General features: G+C 68.1%; 12 protein-coding genes and 1 riboswitch. Of the genes, 8 read left to right on the forward strand and 4 right to left on the reverse strand.

Annotated features, from left to right (window positions below):
• Position 1: 1 nt before the first annotated feature.
• Genes nadC through LRQ07_RS06005 form a run of 4 tightly spaced genes read right to left on the reverse strand, consistent with a single transcriptional unit; the run spans position 2 to position 4,423 of the window.
• Positions 2-853 carry a carboxylating nicotinate-nucleotide diphosphorylase gene (nadC, locus tag LRQ07_RS05990; protein ID WP_256536120.1) on the reverse strand — a complete coding sequence of 284 codons (852 nt, stop codon included), beginning with the start codon at positions 851-853 and terminating at the stop codon, positions 2-4.
• Entirely contained in the window at positions 853-2,376 is a 1,524-nt protein-coding gene (gene nadB / locus LRQ07_RS05995; RefSeq protein ID WP_256536121.1) for an L-aspartate oxidase, read from the reverse strand. The genes nadC and nadB overlap by 1 nt, the downstream gene beginning before the upstream one ends.
• Complete coding sequence (gene nadA / locus LRQ07_RS06000) at positions 2,373-3,710, reverse strand: quinolinate synthase NadA (RefSeq protein ID WP_256536122.1); 1,338 nt, start codon at positions 3,708-3,710, stop codon at positions 2,373-2,375. Before nadA ends, nadB begins: the two co-directional genes overlap by 4 nt.
• Entirely contained in the window at positions 3,707-4,423 is a 717-nt protein-coding gene (locus tag LRQ07_RS06005; RefSeq protein ID WP_047523245.1) for an NUDIX hydrolase, read from the reverse strand. The genes nadA and LRQ07_RS06005 overlap by 4 nt, the downstream gene beginning before the upstream one ends.
• 269 nt (positions 4,424-4,692) lie before the next feature.
• On the opposite strand from LRQ07_RS06005, the gene LRQ07_RS06010 reads away from it, so the two are divergent.
• From LRQ07_RS06010 to gcvP, 8 genes are all read left to right on the forward strand, one after another.
• Positions 4,693-6,384, forward strand: a complete 1,692-nt coding sequence (locus LRQ07_RS06010; protein ID WP_232762215.1) for an ABC transporter substrate-binding protein — start codon at positions 4,693-4,695, stop codon at positions 6,382-6,384.
• Positions 6,385-6,425: 41 nt separating this feature from the next.
• Positions 6,426-7,421: an ABC transporter permease gene (locus tag LRQ07_RS06015; protein ID WP_047523247.1), complete on the forward strand. Its 996-nt coding sequence runs from the start codon at positions 6,426-6,428 to the stop codon at positions 7,419-7,421.
• On the forward strand, positions 7,414-8,391 hold the full coding sequence (locus tag LRQ07_RS06020; protein WP_232762214.1) for an ABC transporter permease: 978 nt from the start codon (positions 7,414-7,416) through the stop codon (positions 8,389-8,391). The genes LRQ07_RS06015 and LRQ07_RS06020 overlap by 8 nt, the downstream gene beginning before the upstream one ends.
• Complete coding sequence (locus LRQ07_RS06025; protein ID WP_047523249.1) at positions 8,388-9,239, forward strand: ABC transporter ATP-binding protein; 852 nt, start codon at positions 8,388-8,390, stop codon at positions 9,237-9,239. Before LRQ07_RS06020 ends, LRQ07_RS06025 begins: the two co-directional genes overlap by 4 nt.
• Positions 9,236-10,114: an ABC transporter ATP-binding protein gene (locus tag LRQ07_RS06030; RefSeq protein WP_256536123.1), complete on the forward strand. Its 879-nt coding sequence runs from the start codon at positions 9,236-9,238 to the stop codon at positions 10,112-10,114. Before LRQ07_RS06025 ends, LRQ07_RS06030 begins: the two co-directional genes overlap by 4 nt.
• A gap of 42 nt (positions 10,115-10,156) precedes the next feature.
• Positions 10,157-10,251: riboswitch (glycine riboswitch) on the forward strand.
• Between the two features lie 153 nt (positions 10,252-10,404).
• Positions 10,405-11,526, forward strand: a complete 1,122-nt coding sequence (gene gcvT / locus LRQ07_RS06035; RefSeq protein ID WP_256536124.1) for a glycine cleavage system aminomethyltransferase GcvT — start codon at positions 10,405-10,407, stop codon at positions 11,524-11,526.
• A complete protein-coding gene (gcvH, locus tag LRQ07_RS06040) occupies positions 11,523-11,900 on the forward strand; it encodes a glycine cleavage system protein GcvH (protein ID WP_046749583.1) in 378 nt (125 codons plus the stop codon). The genes gcvT and gcvH overlap by 4 nt, the downstream gene beginning before the upstream one ends.
• Positions 11,901-11,961: 61 nt before the next feature.
• Complete coding sequence (gene gcvP, locus LRQ07_RS06045) at positions 11,962-14,814, forward strand: aminomethyl-transferring glycine dehydrogenase (RefSeq protein ID WP_413775539.1); 2,853 nt, start codon at positions 11,962-11,964, stop codon at positions 14,812-14,814.
• Positions 14,815-14,846: the final 32 nt, after the last annotated feature.

Consider the following 14,846-nt stretch of genomic DNA (forward strand, 5'->3'; position numbering starts at 1 on the left):
TTCAGTCGATCCGCAGATCCAGGCCGAGGTCGAGGGCGCGGGCCGAGTGGGTCAGAGCCCCGACTGAGATGACGTCCACCCCGGTGCGGGCGATGTCGCCGACGGTGTCGAGGTTCACCCCACCGGAGGCTTCGACCGTCGCTCGCCCGTCGATCAGGGCGACGCCCGCACGCAGATCGTCGAGGGAGAAGTTGTCGAGCAGTACCGTGTGGGCACCGCCGTCGAGGACCGCCGGGATCTGGTCGAGACGGTCGACTTCGACGACGACGTGCGTGGTGTGCGGAAGCCGCGACAGTGCCTGACGCAGCGCGGTCGCGAGGTCGAGACCCGATCGGGTGAGCACGGCCAGGTGGTTGTCCTTCGCCATCACCGCGTCCGACAGGGAGTAGCGGTGGTTGCGGCCGCCGCCCGATTCGACTGCGTGTCGCTCGAAGGCGCGCAGCCCCGGCGTGGTCTTGCGTGTGTCGGCGATGCGCGCAGCTGTGCCCTCGATCGCGCTGACGTACGCCGCGGTGAGGCTCGCGATGCCGCTCATCCGCTGCGCGAAGTTCAGCGCCACCCGTTCGGCCGTCAGGATGCTGCGTGCCGAGCCCGACACCGAAGCGAGGACATCGCCCGCGGCGAACTCGTCGCCGTCGCCGACGTGCACGTCGACGATGAGCTCGTCATCGGTGAGGGCGAAGGCGGCCGCGAAGACCGCGCCACCGCTGAACACGCCGGGTTCGCGGGCCACGAGATCAGCCGTGGCCGTCGCCTCCGCCGGGAGCAGGGTGGTGCTGGTGAGGTCTCCCCAGGGGGCGTCTTCTTCGAGGGCTGCTCCGACGACGCGGGTGATGGTGGCGCGGGTGAGCATCAGACGGTCTCCAGGATCGATGAGCGGTCGCGGGACGACGGGAGCGCTTCAGGGGTGGGGGCGTCGACGCGATGGTGTGCCCCCACCGAGTCGGTGCGGGCGAGGGCGGCGGCAGCAGTGGCCTCGGCGAGCAGCAGCAGGTTCGCGTCTTCGTGCTCCGTGGCCGTGGCCGGAGCGGGGACGGCGGCGGCCCATGCACGCACGGTGGCCCAGGCTCGGGCGAGTTGCGCGCCGGAGCGCAGCAACCCGACGTCCTCCCACATCAGCTGCTGCAAGGCGGTGCGGGTGAAGGCGGGCGGCGCAGGCGAAAGGGGCGCGGGCTCGTGGACCGCCGCGGGAGACGGTTCCGGGGAGATCGGGCGCCAGGGAGTCCCGAGCGCGGCCGCGGCTCGGGCCCCGAACACGGCCCCTTCCAACAGGGAGTTGGAGGCGAGTCGATTCGCGCCGTGGACGCCGGTGCGTGCGACCTCGCCGACCGCATAGAGCCCGGGGATCGTGGTGCGGCCATCGAGGTCGGTGACGATGCCGCCCATCAGGTAGTGGGCGGCCGGAGTGACGGGGATGGGCTCGCGTGACCAGTCGTATCCGCGTTCCCTCGTCACGCGATCGATGGTCGGGAACCGCGCCGCCAGCTTCTCGGCGTCCAGCATGGTGGCGTCGAGACGCACGGGTGTCGCCTGGATCGCTGCGTGCCTCGCGATGGCGCGCGACACGACATCCCGCGGAGCGAGTTCACCGTCCGGGTGACTGTCGAAGGTGAAACGACGGCCGCGGTCATCGACCAGTGTCGCTCCCTCCCCGCGCACAGCCTCCGAGATGAGGAATGCCGGTCCCGACGCCAGGATCGTCGGATGGAACTGGACGAACTCCAGATCGGCGACGGCGGCTCCCGCGCGCAGGGCCGCGGCGATGCCGTCGCCCGTCGCGCCGCGGGGGTTCGTCGTGTGCGCGTAGAGATGCCCGGCGCCGCCGGTCGCGAGGATCACGGCATCGGCGAGGAGCTCGACGGTTTCCCCGCCGATGAGGAGGACGACACCGCGCGCGGCGTGATCCGCGACGATCACCTCGGTCAGGAGCGCGTGCTCCACGATGCTCATGGACGCCCGGCGGGCAGCGGCGACGAGCGCTGCGGAGATCGCGGCTCCGGTGGCGTCTCCGCCCGCGTGCACGATGCGGGCGTGGCCGTGCGCGGCCTCCCGCCCCAGCTGCAGCTCGCCGTCTGCCGTCCTGTCGAAGGCGACACCTCGGCTGATCAGCTCCGCGATCCGCTCTGCCGCGTCGGCGACGAGCGCCCGCACCGCAGCCGGGTCGGCGAGTCCTGCACCCGCGTCCATCGTGTCGTCCGCGTGCTGCTCTGCCGAGTCTCCGGGCCCGTAGATCCCGGCCACACCGCCCTGCGCGAGCGCGGTGCATCCGTCTCCGAGCGCACCCTTGGTGACCACCGTCACCGAGTGACCGGCCTCCTCGGCGTGGAGCGCAGCGGTGAGGCCCGCGATGCCCGATCCGACGACGACGACGTTCATCGCACGCCTGCGGACACCGGTGGCTTGGCGGCGAGCATCCGCCCCAGCGCCACTCGCGCGGGATCGGCGACGTCGCCGGAGACCGTGATCCGGTTCGGGGTGCGGCCCGCCACGAGTTCCTCCAGTACCCAGGCCAGGTAGCCGGGGTGGATGCGGTACATCGTCGAACAGGGGCACACGACGGGGTCGAGACAGAAGATCTCATGCTGCGGATACTGCGCCGCGAGTCGTCGGACGAGGTTGATCTCGGTGCCGATCGCGAAGACGGAAGGCTCGGTCGCCGAGTCGATCGCCCGCCGGATGTACTCGGTCGAGCCGGCCTCGTCGGCGGCGTCGACGACCTCCATCGGGCATTCGGGGTGCACGATCACGCGCACGCCGGGGTGTTCGGCACGGGCCTGCTCGATCTGGCCGACGGTGAAGCGCCGGTGCACCGAGCAGAAGCCGTGCCACAGGATCACCCGGGAGTCGAGGAGCTGCTCGGCGGACGAACCACCGAGCGCTCGCCGCGGGTTCCACATCGGCATCTGCTCGAGCGGCACGCCCATCGCCTTGGCGGTGTTGCGCCCCAGATGCTGGTCGGGGAAGAACAGCACGCGACGGCCGCGCTCGAAGGCCCACTCGAGCACGGTCTGGGCGTTCGACGACGTGCAGACGATCCCGCCGTGACGCCCGACGAAGCCCTTGATCGCGGCGGAGGAGTTCATGTAGGTCACCGGGATCACCGGTACCCGGCCTTCGGCGTCTGTGGCCTCGAGGTCGCCGAAAACCTCCTCGAGCTGTTCCCAACACTCCTCGACCTGGTCGATGTCGGCCATGTCGGCCATCGAGCAGCCGGCGGCGAGGTTCGGGAGGATCACGGCCTGGTCGGGCTGGGAGAGCAGGTCGGCGGTCTCGGCCATGAAGTGCACCCCGCAGAACACGATCGCCTCGGCGTCAACTCGGCCTTTGGCGGCGGTGGCGAGCTGGAAGGAGTCGCCGACGTAGTCCGCGTGCTGGACGACCTCTTCGCGCTGATAGAAGTGACCGAGGATGACGACCCGGTCGCCGAGCGTCTCCTTGGCCGCGCGGATCCGTCCGTCGAGCTCTTCCTCGGATGCCTCCCGGTACTCGGCGGGCAGCTCGCCCTGCCGCGGGGCTCCGGTCGGGATGACGTCGCCCATCGAGGAACCGGGACCGTATCCGGGGCGCGCGTCGAAGTCCCAGGGGCCGGCGGCGAGGTCCGTGGTGCAGGTGGCGTCGGTCGACGCGCCGGTGACGATCGCCTGGATCGCATGGTCCACCGAGGGGTCCAGCGGTGGAACGGCGGGAGCGGGTACGAAGGTGATGCTCATCGGGTGCTCGTTTCTTCGGGACCGAGCGGGCCGCGGTCGGCCAGCTCGACATCGGTGTTGTCGCGGTACAGACGTGCAGGACGATGGCTTCCGGTGCGGAAGCGGTCGGTGGGGAGGAGGTTTCCGGCGGCCTCGACCTGGCGGCGGAAGTTCGCCGGGTCGAGGGTCCGGCCGAGGATCGACTCGTAGGCCTCCCGGAGCTCGGCGAGCGTGAACTCCTCGGGGAGGAAGCCTTGGGCGACCCGGCTGTATCCGACCTTGTTGCGGAGTCGCCACAGCGCGTATTCGACGATCTCGGAGTGATCGAAAGCCAGTCGGGGCAGCTGATCCACATCGAACCAGCGCACGTTCTCGGGGGCGCGGCCGGAAGCCTGGTGCGCCGCGATCTGGGCGGTCACGTCGTCCTGGCGGAGCAGCGCCCAGTACACGATCGAGACGACACGGGTGGGGGAGCGGTCGACCGCACCGAAGGCGTAGAGCTGCTCCAGGTAGCTCGGCGCGAGGCCGGTGGTCTCCGCGAGTGTGCGCGCTGCCGCATCAACGGGGGACTCGGCCACGGTCAGCCAGCCGCCGGGAAGCGCCCACTGCTGTGCGAAGGGCTCGCGGGTGCGCAGCACGAGCGGCAGCGCGAGCCGCGCCCGCCCGTCATCCGTGCGCCGCAGCGTCAGGATCACCGTCGAGACGGCGACCCGGATGTCGCTGCTTTGAGTCATAGACACCTTAACCTCCGAGAACGATCTTAGTGTCATGCGGACCCTTAGTGCGCACGTGTGACGCGATCCGTCGCCGAGTCCGAAACGTTATCCGGCGAGCGCAAGGACCCTTGTTTATCGGCATACGGGTTTGTTAGGTTACTGTCCTAACAAACCCCTTCGTGGTGGCCAGCCGGTCGCCTCCCGGGGCCCGCGAACCCCAGACCCGGGGTTCTGCTCCATCCGGAGCGATCCCTCCTGCAGTGCAGCACCGAGAGGAAACAAGAGAAATGATCCGAAACGGAAAGCGCAAGCTCGCGCTCACCGCCATCGCCGGAGCATCCGTCCTCGCCCTGGGCCTCACCGCCTGTGGCACCGGCGGCAGCGGCGATGACAACGCCGACAGCGACCGCGCCCTTCGTGTCTGGGCCGGCAGCCAGACACCGATCCCCACAAACTACAACCCGTTCGCACCGACCGTGCTCCATGGTGCGCTCGGGCCGATCTACGAGCCGCTGTTCTTCTTCAACAAGACGGCTGACTCCGAGCCCGTCGGACTCATCGGCGACACGTTCGAGTACAACGAGGACGGCACGGCGATCACGATCACCATCAAGCCCGACCTCAAGTGGAGCGACGGCGAGCCGCTCACCGCGGAGGACGTCGCGTTCTCCTTCAAGTACGAGGCCAACAACCCCGAGGGCAACGGCCTGGTCTCCGCCGAGGCCACGGACGACACCACCGTCGTGCTGACCTACTCCTCGGCGCAGTACACGACCGAGTTCCAGCGTCTGGGCTCGACCTACATCCTCCCGGAGCACATCTGGGCGGACATCACCGACTTCGCGAACTTCACGAACGAGGAGCCCGTCGGCTCCGGGGCCTACGTCGTCGACAAGACCACGAGCGAGTCGTACACCCTCGTCGCGAACGAGAACTTCCGCGATGCCGACAAGCTCGGCGTCAAGAAGGTCCAGTACATCGCCGTCGACAACAACCAGACCGCTCAGGACCTGCTGGCGGCCGGCAAGCTCGACTGGACGGGCATGTTCATCCCGAACCCGGACGACGTGACCGGCAACGGGAAGATCGACTGGATCAACACCCCGCAGGACCCGACCGTCCTGTACACCTGCTCGAACGCCGACCTCGGCTGCACCGGTCCGCAGACCGACGTCGCCGTGCGCCAGGCGCTCAACGTCGCGATCGACCGCGCCACCATCAAGGACAAGGCGTTCGTCGGTCTGACCGGTGACATCTCGCCGACGTTCGCCCTGCTGCCGCGCGACGAGAAGTGGGTCGCGGACCCCGCCAACGAGGTGAGCCCGCAGGAGGCGAACGTCGCCGAGGCGGGGGAGATCCTCGAGGCGGCGGGCTACACCAAGGGTTCGAGCGGCATCTACGAGAAGGACGGCGTGCCCCTCGAGCTGACCCTCACCTCGGTCGACGGGTGGACGGACTACAACGACGCCGCGAAGCTGATCGCCGAGCAGGCCGAGGCCGCCGGGATCAAGATCACCGCGTCGACGGTGCAGTGGCAGGAGTTCTCCGACGCCCGGCAGAGTGGCGAGTTCCAGCTGATCGTCGGTGGTGTCATCGGCACCTCCGTGGCGGACCCGTTCCAGATCTACCGCGACTGGTTCGGCGGCACCACCGTCGGCTCCACGGGACCGGTCGGCGAGGAGATCCCGGCGACACGCTGGAACTTCAGCCGCTACAACAACCCCGTCGTCGACGAGGCGATCCAGTCGGCCATCAGCACGAACGACGAGGCGGAGAAGAAGGAGCTCTACGGCACGATCCAGACCGAGATCGTGCGTGACCTGCCCTACATCCCGCTCGTCATCAACGCGACGCAGACCTTCTACAACACGAAGGACTTCACGGGCTGGCCGACCGAGGAAGACCTCTACGCCTTCCCGCCGTCCTGGGGTGCGATCGCGGCAGGCTACGTCCTGACGCAGCTGCAGCCGGTCAAGTAACCGAGAGGAGTCGGGGAAGAAGGAAGTCAGGAAACAGTGACATGAAGTTCTATGCACGAAGAATCGGGTTCTACGCGTTCACGCTCTGGGCCGCGATCTCCATCAACTTCCTTCTTCCCCGGCTCATGCCGGGGAACCCGGCCGACATCATGATCGCCAAGATGCAGCGGGCCGGCGGCGAGGTCTCCGAGACGGCCATCCGCAACATCAAGCTCCTGCTCGGCGGCGACGACTCCTCCCTGTGGGAGCAGTACCTGGCGTACTGGGGACGCATGTTCCAGGGCGACCTCGGTGTCTCGGTCACGAAGTTCCCCACTCCGGTGACGGAGCTCATCGCCGGCGCTCTTCCGTGGACGCTCGTCCTGGTCGGCACCGCGACCGTCATCTCCTTCGTCCTCGGCGTCGTGCTCGGCGCCTGGGCCGGATGGAAGCGCGGCACCTGGGTCGACCACCTGATCCCCGCCACCACCGTCCTCCAGTCGATCCCGTACTTCTGGATGGCCCTGATCCTGGTCGCCGTGTTCGCGGTCGGCCTCGGCTGGTTCCCGATCTTCGGCGGCTACGACGTGTTCGACTATCCGGACGGCCCCGAACCGACGTGGGCGTTCTTCACGGATGCCGTGGCGCATGCGATTCTCCCGGCGATCACGATCGTGATCAGTTCGGTCGGTGGCTGGATGTTCGGCATGCGCAACATGATGGTGTCGACCCTCGCCGAGGACTACGTGCTCACGGCGGAGGCCAAGGGGCTTCGTCCGCGACGCATCATGACGACGTACGCGGCTCGCAACGCGGCGATCCCCTCGATCGCGGGGTTCTCGATCACACTCGGCTTCGTGGTCGCCGGTTCCATCGTCATGGAGCAGGTGTTCACCTACCCCGGCATCGGCAAGCTGATGTTCCAGGCCGTTACCAACAACGACTACGCGCTGATGCAGGGACTGTTCCTCGTCATCACCCTGACGGTGCTCGCCGCCAACTTCATCATGGACCTCGTCTATGGCTTCATCGACCCGAGGGCTCGCCAGAATGTCTGACACGAAGAACCCGCTCCTGACGCAGGAGCCGCCGATCACGGCACCGGCCAGCACGATCTCCTTGGCCACACAGCAAGGACGCAAGCGGCGCCGTATCCTGCCCAGCACCTCACCCAAGTTCATCGTCGGCGCGAGCATCGTGGTCGCGATCGTGCTCTTCGCGATCATCGCGCCCTTCTTCACGCAGGATCCGCGCAACACCGCGAACCCCGCGCTCCAGCCGCCCTCCGCGGAGCACTGGCTCGGTACGACCAAGCTCGGCAACGACATGTTCGCCCAGCTCGCGATCGGTGCTCAGGGATCCCTGCTCATCGGCGTCACCGCCGGAGGTATCGCGATCATCCTCTCCCTCTTGTTCGGTGTCCTGGCGGGCTACCTGGGCGGATGGCGGGAAGACGGACTCGCGCTCCTCACCAACGTGATGATCGTGATCCCCGGGTTGCCGCTCGTGATGGTGATCGCCTCCTTCGTGCCACAGCGCAGCTGGCAGCTCGTCGCTTTCGTGCTCGGTATCACGTCATGGGCCGGCGCCGCCTACGTTCTGCGGCTGCAGACGAGGTCGCTGCGCACGAGGGACTACGTCTACGCCTCGAAGGTCGCGGGGGAGCGCTCCTTCCGCGTGATCCTCGTGGAGATCATGCCGAACCTGCTCCCTCTGCTCGCGGCACAGTTCCTCTTCGCCATCATCTTCGCGATCCTCGGTGAGGCGGGTCTGTCCTATCTCGGCCTGGGCCCCAATTCGTCGATCACGTGGGGATCGATCCTGAACGACGCCCAGTCGGGGCAGGCTCTCGGTCGCGGAGCGTGGTGGTGGTTCGTGCCGCCCGGACTCATGATCGCGTTGCTCGGCGCCGGGCTGTCGCTCATCAACTTCGCGATCGACGAGGTCATCAACCCGAAGCTGCGCAATGCGCCGGAGGCCGCGCGTCGTGTGCGCAAGGCCGCCAAGACCAAGGGAGTCACCGCATGAGCGAGCCGGTGCTGACGGCACGGAACGTGTCGATCGAGTACGAAGTCGATCCGCCGGTGAAGGCGGTGCGTGATGTCTCGCTCACCCTGAACCGCGGGGAGATCCTCGGCCTCGCCGGGGAGTCGGGATGCGGGAAGACGACGCTGGCGTACGGGATGAACCGCCTTCTCAAGGCACCCGCGCTGATGACGGCCGGGGAGATCGTGTTCCACGACCGAGACGGTCAGGACATCGACGTCGTCGGGCTCGATGGCGAAGGGCTCAGAGCCTTCCGCTGGGACAAGATCTCCATGGTCTTCCAAGGAGCGATGAACTCCTTGAACCCGGTGATCAGCGTCAAGGCGCAGATCTTCGACATCTTCGACACGCACCGCCCTGGCATGAGCAAGAAGGCCAAGCAGGAGCGCGCCGAGGAACTGCTGACGCTGGTCGGCGTCGATCCGAGTCGGCTCACGAGCTTCCCGCATGAACTCTCGGGCGGTATGCGGCAGCGCATGATGATCGCGATGGCCCTGGCACTCGACCCGCAGGTCATGATCATGGATGAGCCGACCACCGCGCTCGACGTGGTCGTGCAGCGCGGCATCATCCGGGAGATCATGCGTCTTCGCGAGAAGCTGGGGTTCGCGGTGATCTTCATCACGCATGACCTCCCGATGCTGATCGAGATCAGTGACCGGATCGCGATCATGCTGCAGGGGCAGATCGTCGAGGAGGGGACGGCGGAAGAGATCTACCGCACCCCGCAGCACGAATACACGCGGCGGTTGCTGTCGAGCTTCCCGTCGCTCAAGGGCGAGCGGGGCGACTTCGTCCGCACCGGCGTCAGCCAGGAGGGCGTGCGATGAACGCGAACACCACCACAGAGGCCGCGACCGGCGCCGGGGGGACGGCGACGTTGGAGGCGCGGAACCTGGTGAAGGACTTCCATCTGCGTTCGGGGTTCCGATCGAGCGTCCTGCATGCGGTGAAGGATGTGTCCTTCACGATCGAAGCGGGCAAGACGGTTGCTCTGGTGGGGGAGTCCGGGTCGGGGAAGTCGACGATCGCGCGGGTGCTCATGAAGCTGGAGACTCCCACCAGCGGGGAGATCCTCCTCGACGGGAAGCCGTCGGGGAGCGGAGGTCGGGCGCTGGAGGCCTATCGCTCGGATGTGCAGATGGTCTTCCAGGACCCATTCGCCTCGCTGAACCCGTTCCACACGATCGTGCACCACCTGGAGCGGCCGCTGCGCCTGCACCACCCGGAGCTGTCGCGCACGCAGGTGCGGCAGCGCGCGGTGGAGCTCCTCGAGCGTGTGCGGTTGACGCCGGGGGAGAGTTTCGCCGAGCGTCGTCCGCATGAGCTGTCCGGGGGACAGCGGCAGCGCGTCGCGATCGCGCGGGCTCTCGCGCCCGGGGCACGGTTCATCGTGGCGGACGAACCGGTCTCGATGCTGGACGTGTCGATCCGCCTCGGGGTCCTGAACCTGCTGGCGGAACTGCAGCGCGAGGAGAACCTGGGAGTGCTCTACATCACGCACGACCTGGCGACGGCGAGGCACTTCTCCGACGAGATCATGGTGCTCTACAAGGGCGATGTCGTCGAACGGGGCCCGGCGGACGAGGTCATCCTGAACCCGCAGCACGAGTACACCAAGACCCTCCTGGGCGCGGCGCCCGAGCCGGACAACCTCGGACGTCTCCGTGACGAGGTCCGCCGCGAACTCGGCATCGCGCATTGACTAGTCCCGGCTAGACTGGACCCACAACTGAAGACAGGCCGTATGACCCACGCGGGAGAGCCCCGGCGAACGCAGCCGGGCACCGAAGGAGCAAGCCTCCCCGCCAATCTCTCAGGTATGCGTACCGCGCGGGTCCGGCCACTCTGAAAAGCGATCCCGCGACCGTGCGGATCCGCCGACGGTGAAAGCCCCGCCTCTGTGCACGGGTGAAACTCTCAGGCCTATGACAGAGGGGGAGTTCCGAGGGACGGCCCGCCGCCGTTCCGCCCGACACAGCCCGGGAGAACTCCATGTCCGAACCTCGCTACACCCCGTTGCGTGAACGCCACGAAGCGCTCGGCGCCTCGTTCACCGACTTCGGCGGCTGGCAGATGCCGGTCCGCTACACGTCCGACCTCGCCGAGCATCATGCGGTGCGCCAGAGCGCGGGGATGTTCGACATCTCGCACATGGCCGAGTTCACCGTGCGTGGCGACGGAGCCGGGGCGTTCCTCGACCATGCGCTCGCCGGTCGTCTGTCGGCGCTGGCGGTCGGCAAGGCCAAGTACTCGCTGCTCCTCACCGAGTCCGGCGGGATCATCGACGACGTGATCGTCTACCGCCTGGCCGATGACGACTACCTCATCATCTCGAACGCGGGCAACCGAGACGCCGTGTCCGCTGCGTTGAGCGCTCGCACCGAGGGCTTCGGGGTCGTCGTGCAGGACGTGTCCGACGACTACGCCCTCATCGCCGTGCAGGGCCCGCACGCGGAGGCCGTCCTCGCGGCGACCACCGACCTCACCGATGTCAGCACACCCTGGGACGAGCAGAAGTACTACTCCTGGGCGTCGGCCGGATACGCCGGCAAGCCCGTTCTCCTCGCGCGCACCGGCTATACCGGCGAGGACGGCTTCGAGCTGCTCGTCGCAGCCGACGACGCGGTCGCCCTCTGGGACGCCCTGCTCGCAGCGGGCGCTCCGCACGGACTCGTTCCCGCCGGACTCGCGGCGCGCGACACGCTGCGCCTCGAAGCGGGCATGCCGCTCTACGGCCACGAGCTGAGCCTCGAGACCCGTCCGGCGCAGGCCGGCCTCGGTCGCGTCGTCGTGACGGCGAAGGAGCGGTTCGTGGGCAAGGAGGCACTCCTCGCCGCTGAGCAGGACGAGACATCCGATGCACCGGTGCTGGTCGGCCTCGTCGCCGAGGGCAAACGTGCCGGGCGAGCCGGATACGCCGTGGTCGACGGCGACGGGACCACGCTCGGCGAGATCACCAGCGGGGCCCTCAGCCCGACACTCGGACATCCGATCGCGATGGCCTATGTGCACCCTTCTTCCGCTGACGCGGGAACCGCAGTATTCCTTGATGTGCGGGGGACCAGAATCCCCGCGACCGTGACCGCCCTGCCTTTCTACCGGAGGACCAAATGACCGACCTCGCCGCACTCCACTACACCGAAGAACACGAGTGGATCGCCGCTGACGGCGACACCGTGACCATCGGCATCACCGATTACGCCGCAGAGAAGCTGGGTGACGTCGTGTTCGTCGAGCTTCCCGCGGTCGGCACCGAGGTCACCGCGGGCGCGGTCGTCGGTGAGATCGAATCCACCAAGTCGGTCGGCGAGCTGTACGCGCCGGTCTCGGGAACGGTCGTCGAGATCAACGATGCGGCCGTCGACGATCCCTCGCTCGTCAATGCGGCGCCGTTCGAGGGCGGCTGGCTGCTCAAGGTGTCCGTCGCTGCCGGCGCGCTGGACGGACTGCTCGACCGCGACGCCTACGTCGCACTGACGGAGGGCTGATCGCGCAGTGGTCACTTTCGCCGATCGTCACATCGGACCGACGGATGCCGCGCAGCACACCATGCTCAGCGCTCTCGGTCTGGACATCTCCGGAGCGGACGACGCTCTGAGTCCGGTCGAGACGCTGATGCGTCAGGCCGTCCCCGCGTCGATCTACACCGGCCCGTCGTCCGACGCCGGGAGCGCGACGTCGCGGATCCCTGCTGCCGCGAGCGAGACCGAGGCGCTCGCCGAGCTGCGGGACCTCGCCTCGCGCAACACGGTGAACCGTCCGATGATCGGCCTGGGCTACTACGGCACCATCACGCCGCAGGTGATCCAGCGCAACGTGTTCGAGAACCCCTCCTGGTACACGGCGTACACGCCCTATCAGCCGGAGATCTCCCAGGGGCGCCTGGAAGCTCTCATCAACTTCCAGACGATGGTCGCCGAACTCACCGGGCTCACGACGGCCAACGCGTCGATGCTCGACGAGTCCACGGCCGTCGTCGAGGGGATGCTGCTCGCGCGGCGCGCCTCGAAGTCGACCTCCACGGTGTTCGCCGTCGACGCGGACGCGCTTCCGCAGACCAAGGCGATGCTCGCGACGCGCGCCGAAGCCCTCGGAATCGAGCTCGTCTTCGTCGACTTCGCCGCGGGGGACGAGCTGCCCGCCGAGCTGTTCGGCGTGTTCGTCCAGTACCCGGGAGCATCGGGTCGGCTCTGGGATCCGACCGCCGTGTTCGATGCTGCGCACCTCGCGGGCGGACTCGCGGTCGCCGCGGCCGACCTGCTCGCCCTCACCCTGATCGCATCGCCGGGCTCGCTCGGCGCCGACGTCGCGGTCGGCACGACCCAGCGCTTCGGCGTGCCGATGGGGTTCGGCGGGCCGCACGCGGGCTACATGGCGGTTCGCGCCGGTCTGGAGCGTCAGCTGCCCGGCCGACTCGTCGGGGTGTCCGTGGATGCCGACGGCAAGCCTGCCTACCGCCTCTCGTTGCAGACGCGCGAGCAGCACATCCGTCGCGAGAAGGCGACGTCGAACATCTGCACGGCCCAGGTGCTGCTGGCCGTCATGGCGTCGATGTATGCGGTCTATCACGGTCCGGACGGGCTTCGCGAGATCGCGACGCAGACGGCCGCGAAGGCCGCATTGCTGCGCGACTGGCTGACTGAGGCGGGCGTCGACATCGTGCATGCCCAGTTCTTCGACACCCTGCAGGTGCGGGTCCCCGGACGTGCAGCCGAGTACGCCGCGCAGGCGCACGACGGCTACGGCATCCTGCTCCATGTCGCAGACGCCGACACGGTCGGGATCGCGGTCGATGAGACCACGACCCTCGGCGAGCTGCACCAGGTCACCCGCGTCTTCGGTGGCAAGAACGAGCGGGCTTTCGGGAATTTCGGCGCCGAGAAGCTGCGGGCGCTTCCGGTCGACCTGCTCCGTCAGGACGAGTACCTCACGCACCCCGTGTTCCACTCGCACCGTTCGGAGACCGCCATGATGCGGTACCTCAAGAGCCTGGCCGATCGCGACTACGCGCTCGATCGAGGCATGATCCCGCTGGGCTCGTGCACGATGAAGCTCAACGCGGCGACCGAGATGGCGGCGATCACGTGGCCCGAGTTCGCCGGAATCCACCCGTTCGCGCCGGCCTCCGACGTGCAGGGCTACCTCGAGCTCATCGAGCAGCTCGAGGGCTGGCTCGCCGAGGTCACCGGATACGACGCCGTCTCGCTGCAGCCGAACGCCGGTTCGCAGGGTGAGCTCGCCGGTCTGCTGGCGATCCGCGGTTACCACCACGCGAACGGCGACCAGCACCGCACGGTGTGCCTCATCCCGTCGTCCGCCCACGGGACGAATGCGGCCTCGGCCGTGCTCGCGGGTATGAAGGTCGTCGTCGTCGCGACCGATGAGCTCGGCAACGTCGACCTCGACGATCTGCGCGCGAAGATCGCCCTGCACGCCGACTCCCTCTCGGCCCTGATGATCACCTACCCCTCCACACACGGTGTCTACGAGGAGCAGGTCGTCGAGATCACGGCCGCCGTGCACGACGCGGGCGGGCAGGTGTACGTCGACGGTGCGAACCTCAACGCGCTGCTCGGCTATGCGCGCTTCGGTGATCTGGGCGGCGACGTCTCGCACCTCAACCTGCACAAGACGTTCGCCATCCCGCACGGCGGCGGTGGACCCGGCATCGGACCGGTGGCGGCGAAGTCCCACCTCGCGCCGTTCCTCCCCTCGCACCCTCTCGCGCAGCGCGCCGAGCACTTCGGCGGCTTCACCTTCGACGGCGGGGTGATCTCGGCTGCTCCCTACGGCTCCGCCGGCATCCTGCCGATCTCCTGGGCGTACGTGCGCATGATGGGCGCTGACGGGCTGCGACGGGCGACCGCGGCAGCCGTGCTCTCGGCCAACTACATCGCGGAGCGCCTCTCGGCCCACTTCCCCGTCCTGTACACGGGTGAGAACGACCGGGTCGCGCACGAGTGCATCCTCGATCTGCGTCCACTCAAGGAGGCGACCGGCATCACGGTCGACGACGTCGCCAAACGCCTCATCGACTACGGCTTCCACGCGCCGACCATGTCGTTCCCGGTCGCCGGCACACTCATGGTCGAGCCGACCGAGTCGGAGGACCTGGACGAGATTGAGCGCTTCATCGAGGCGATGATCCTGATCAAGGCGGAAGCGGACGCCGTGGCCGCAGGACGCTGGCCCGCCGACGACAACCCGCTCGTGCGTGCACCCCACACCGCGGTCTCGCTGATCGCGGGGGAGTGGGACCACGCCTACACGCGAGAGGAGGCGGCCTATCCCGTGCCTGCCCTCGTCGCAGGCAAGTACTGGCCGCCCGTGCGCCGGATCGACCAGGCCTACGGTGACCGCAATCTCGTGTGCGCGTGCCCGCCGGTGGAGGCGTTCGCCTGAGTTCTCGTGCTCATGTGAGCAGACGGTGCCGC

Source organism: Microbacterium sp. J1-1 (assembly GCF_024498615.1).
In the GTDB taxonomy this organism is placed as follows: domain Bacteria; phylum Actinomycetota; class Actinomycetes; order Actinomycetales; family Microbacteriaceae; genus Microbacterium; species Microbacterium aurugineum.

What these genes read in the sequence shown, in the direction of transcription:
- gcvH (WP_046749583.1), top strand. Translation starts at nt 11,523, where the DNA reads ATGACCGACCTCGCCGCACTCCACTACACCGAAGAACACGAGTGGATC.
- LRQ07_RS06020 (WP_232762214.1), top strand. Translation starts at nt 7,414, where the DNA reads ATGTCTGACACGAAGAACCCGCTCCTGACGCAGGAGCCGCCGATCACG.
- gcvT (WP_256536124.1), top strand. Translation starts at nt 10,405, where the DNA reads ATGTCCGAACCTCGCTACACCCCGTTGCGTGAACGCCACGAAGCGCTC.
- nadB (WP_256536121.1), bottom strand. Translation starts at nt 2,376, where the DNA reads ATGAACGTCGTCGTCGTCGGATCGGGCATCGCGGGCCTCACCGCTGCG.
- LRQ07_RS06025 (WP_047523249.1), top strand. Translation starts at nt 8,388, where the DNA reads ATGAGCGAGCCGGTGCTGACGGCACGGAACGTGTCGATCGAGTACGAA.
- nadC (WP_256536120.1), bottom strand. Translation starts at nt 853, where the DNA reads ATGCTCACCCGCGCCACCATCACCCGCGTCGTCGGAGCAGCCCTCGAA.
- nadA (WP_256536122.1), bottom strand. Translation starts at nt 3,710, where the DNA reads ATGAGCATCACCTTCGTACCCGCTCCCGCCGTTCCACCGCTGGACCCC.
- gcvP (WP_413775539.1), top strand. Translation starts at nt 11,962, where the DNA reads ATGCTCAGCGCTCTCGGTCTGGACATCTCCGGAGCGGACGACGCTCTG.
- LRQ07_RS06030 (WP_256536123.1), top strand. Translation starts at nt 9,236, where the DNA reads ATGAACGCGAACACCACCACAGAGGCCGCGACCGGCGCCGGGGGGACG.
- LRQ07_RS06005 (WP_047523245.1), bottom strand. Translation starts at nt 4,423, where the DNA reads ATGACTCAAAGCAGCGACATCCGGGTCGCCGTCTCGACGGTGATCCTG.
- LRQ07_RS06010 (WP_232762215.1), top strand. Translation starts at nt 4,693, where the DNA reads ATGATCCGAAACGGAAAGCGCAAGCTCGCGCTCACCGCCATCGCCGGA.
- LRQ07_RS06015 (WP_047523247.1), top strand. Translation starts at nt 6,426, where the DNA reads ATGAAGTTCTATGCACGAAGAATCGGGTTCTACGCGTTCACGCTCTGG.